The sequence below is a fragment of the Pseudomonas protegens genome (assembly GCF_003732485.1).
Classification (GTDB): domain Bacteria; phylum Pseudomonadota; class Gammaproteobacteria; order Pseudomonadales; family Pseudomonadaceae; genus Aquipseudomonas; species Aquipseudomonas protegens_B.
In genome coordinates, this window is sequence record NZ_MOAK01000074.1 from 51,206 (window position 1) to 54,158 (window position 2,953).

6 protein-coding genes are annotated in these 2,953 nt (G+C 64.5%); all 6 read left to right on the plus strand.

Annotated features, from left to right (window positions below; genetic code table 11):
- Positions 1-630: phage terminase small subunit (gpM, locus tag BLX41_RS20025; protein ID WP_259745032.1), on the plus strand; the 630-nt coding region annotated here is incomplete at its 5' end.
- A gap of 115 nt (positions 631-745) precedes the next feature.
- Positions 746-1,207, plus strand: coding sequence for a head completion/stabilization protein (locus BLX41_RS20030; protein WP_123726287.1), 462 nt, complete (start codon positions 746-748; stop codon positions 1,205-1,207).
- A complete protein-coding gene (locus tag BLX41_RS20035) occupies positions 1,207-1,419 on the plus strand; it encodes a tail protein X (RefSeq protein ID WP_015634862.1) in 213 nt (70 codons plus the stop codon). Before BLX41_RS20030 ends, BLX41_RS20035 begins: the two co-directional genes overlap by 1 nt.
- 45 nt (positions 1,420-1,464) lie before the next feature.
- Positions 1,465-1,788, plus strand: coding sequence for a phage holin, lambda family (locus BLX41_RS20040; protein WP_015634861.1), 324 nt, complete (start codon positions 1,465-1,467; stop codon positions 1,786-1,788).
- Complete coding sequence (locus BLX41_RS20045) at positions 1,785-2,627, plus strand: N-acetylmuramidase domain-containing protein (protein ID WP_123726288.1); 843 nt, start codon at positions 1,785-1,787, stop codon at positions 2,625-2,627. Before BLX41_RS20040 ends, BLX41_RS20045 begins: the two co-directional genes overlap by 4 nt.
- On the plus strand, positions 2,624-2,830 hold the full coding sequence (locus BLX41_RS20050; RefSeq protein ID WP_123726289.1) for a hypothetical protein: 207 nt from the start codon (positions 2,624-2,626) through the stop codon (positions 2,828-2,830). The genes BLX41_RS20045 and BLX41_RS20050 overlap by 4 nt, the downstream gene beginning before the upstream one ends.
- The last annotated feature ends 123 nt before the right edge of the window (positions 2,831-2,953 follow it).

Consider the following 2,953-nt stretch of genomic DNA (forward strand, 5'->3'; position numbering starts at 1 on the left):
ACCATGGATGGCGCAACCATCTACGAGCTGCACCTCGCCAAGCTCCAACAGGATTACCTGCGGCTAAAACAGGTGCAGTCCACCGAGGGCAAGGCAGAGCTCAAGCGGCAATTACTGCCGGAGTACGAGCCCTACGTCGAAGGCATGCTCGCCGAGGGCAAAGGCGCCCAAGACCAGGTGCTGACCACCCTGATGGTCTGGCGCATGGACGCCGGCGACTTCAAGGGCGCCCTGGACATCGCCGCCTACGTGATCGAGCACCAGCTGCTGATGCCGGATCGCTTCGAGCGCACCACCGGCACCATCGTCGCCGAGGAGATCGCCGAAGCCGCGTTGAAGGCCCAGAAAGCCGGCAGCAGCTTTGACCTGGATTTGCTACTGCACACCGAGCAGATCACCACCAAGGAAGATATGCCAGACCAGGCTCGGGCCAAGCTGCACCTGGCCATCGGCAAGGCGCTTTCTGCTCAGGTCGCCGATGACGCCCCCGCAGACACTGCCCTGCAGCCCCTGGAGCAGGCCAAGACACACCTGGCCCGCGCCATCGAGCTGCACAGCAAATGCGGCGGCAAAAAGGATTTGGAGCGCGTCGAGCGCCTCCTCAAGAAACACACTGCGCCAGCCCCTTAAAGGCACGCAGTTAACCGAGCGTCCCCACGCACCCCGCCGGCTCGGGGCGGATCGGCCAGACCGCTCCGCCTGAACGTGAAGCCCCGACCACCGGCGACTTATTGAGCGCAGCACCATGAGCGGATTCGTAGCCGGCGGCACCACGCCAAGCGGCCACATCAACACCGACCCATTCTGGCCCTCGATCGACCTGGACCAGCTGCGCGCCACCTTGCGCATCGACAGCAGCGTCACGCCGGCCCGCCTGGAAACAGCGGTGATCAACGCCGCGATCAGCGTCAACCGGGAGCTCGATGACTGGCGCATAGCCCAGCAAGCTGCAGGCTATACCGAACTGAAAGACGTCCCCAGCCCCCTAGTCAAGGATGAATCCGCCCAGGTCCACCTGTACCGCCGAGCGATCGAGGCAGGCGTTGGCGCTGAGGTCTGTGAACGCTACCGCTCCTACGACAGCACCAACACCGGCAACCGCAAGGCCGAAGAACTGACCCCGAACATCGACGACTACCACCGCGACCAGCGCTGGGCCATCCGCGATTTCCTGGGTACCAAGCGCACCACCGTGGAGCTGATCTGATGGCCGTCACCCTTCGCGCCCTGCAAAACGACACCGTCGACGCTCTCTGCTGGCGTCACTACGGCCGCACCGCCGGCGTCACCGAGGCGGTGCTTGAGGCCAACCCCGGGCTGGCTGATCACGGCCCCACCCTGCCGCAAGGCCTCGCCGTTCAAATGCCCGAAGCCCAGACCACAGCCCCGCAGCGGCAGATGGTGAACCTATGGGACTGATCCACTTGAGCCGCCTCCTTGAGACCTACCACCCTGGACCCTGGAATGAAGCGAATGCCTGACCGTCCCGACACCTGGGCCTGGCTCGCCGCCTGGCTCGAACAGAACTGGCCGACTCTGTACGCCGGCGTCCTGGCGCTGATCATCGCGGCCCTACGGATCATGTACGGCGGCGGCACCCTTCGCCGAGTGTTGATCGAAGCGCCGCTCTGCGGGGCGCTGGCCCTGGCTGCCAGCCACGGTCTGGCGTTGCTCGGCATCCCAGCATCGACCGCCCCGTTTTTCGGTGGCGTGATCGGCCTGCTCGGCGTCGAGGGCACCCGCGCCGCGGCCCGCAAGTTTTTCAACCGCAAGGTAGAGCAGCTATGAACACACTCCGGCACGGCGATCGCTCGCAGGCGGTTCGAATCCTGCAGAAGAACCTCAACAGTCATGGCGTTAATGTGGCAGTGGACGGCGACTACGGCGACGCCACCGAAAAGGCCGTGCGCGCCTACCAGCTCAAGGCCGGCCTGGTGGTTGACGGTATCGCCGGCGAGAAAACCCAAACCAGCCTGGCCGGTGGCGATTGCGCTCTGTTGCTGAAGAACAACGACCTGGTCAGCGCCGCCCAACGCCTGGATCTGCCCCTCGCCAGTGTCTACGCGGTCAATGAGGTCGAATCGAACGGCAAGGGCTTCTTCGCCAACGGCAAGCCGGCGATCCTGTTTGAGCGGCACATCATGTACCGCCAGTTGAAGACGCCACGTCACCCAGGCGACGCCCCGTCAGAACTCAAGCGCCACGCCGACGAGCTCGCGGCGCAGTACCCGGCCATCATCAACCCGAACCCTGGTGGCTATGCCGGCGGCCCTGCTGAGCATCAACGCCTGGCCACGGCACGCCTGATCGATGACACCGCGGCCCTGGAGTCCGCCTCCTGGGGCGCCTTCCAGATCATGGGCTTTCACTGGCAGCGCCTCGGCTATGCCAGCGTGCAGGATTTCGTGACGGCCATGAGCACGAGCGAGTCCCGCCAGTTCGACGCCTTTGTCCGCTTCATCGAGACCGATCCGGCCCTCCACAAAGCGCTGAAGGCCCGCAAGTGGGCCGACTTCGCCAGGCAGTACAACGGGCCGAACTACCAACGCAACCTGTACGACACCAAGCTCCAGCGCGCCTATGAGCGGCATAGCGCCTGCAGCTGCGGTCAGGAGGTACCGGCATGATCAATCTCGAAGCGGTGCATAAGCTCAAGGTAGAGGACGGTGACGTCCTGGTCGTGCCGGAAAAAACCGAGCCAGAAGCCATGGAGCTGCTGGCCGAGGCGCTGCAATTTGTCGATCCAGGCTGCCGGGCGATTGTGATCCGCGGCCCGCTCGAACACCTGGACGTCGGCGCCATGAACAAACTGGGCTGGTACCGCGCATGACCGCCAAGATCGCCTACCTCGAAATCTCCGGGCGCCTGACGGGGAAAACCACCCGTCTGGTGAAGTTCGCAAACGAGCTCACCGCCCAGGGCGAGACGGTGATTTTCGTCACCCCACAAGCAG

Coding starts and splice junctions, on each gene's coding strand:
- BLX41_RS20030 (WP_123726287.1), top strand. CDS start 746: ATGAGCGGATTCGTAGCCGGCGGCACCACGCCAAGCGGCCACATCAAC.
- BLX41_RS20050 (WP_123726289.1), top strand. CDS start 2,624: ATGATCAATCTCGAAGCGGTGCATAAGCTCAAGGTAGAGGACGGTGAC.
- BLX41_RS20040 (WP_015634861.1), top strand. CDS start 1,465: ATGAAGCGAATGCCTGACCGTCCCGACACCTGGGCCTGGCTCGCCGCC.
- BLX41_RS20045 (WP_123726288.1), top strand. CDS start 1,785: ATGAACACACTCCGGCACGGCGATCGCTCGCAGGCGGTTCGAATCCTG.
- BLX41_RS20035 (WP_015634862.1), top strand. CDS start 1,207: ATGGCCGTCACCCTTCGCGCCCTGCAAAACGACACCGTCGACGCTCTC.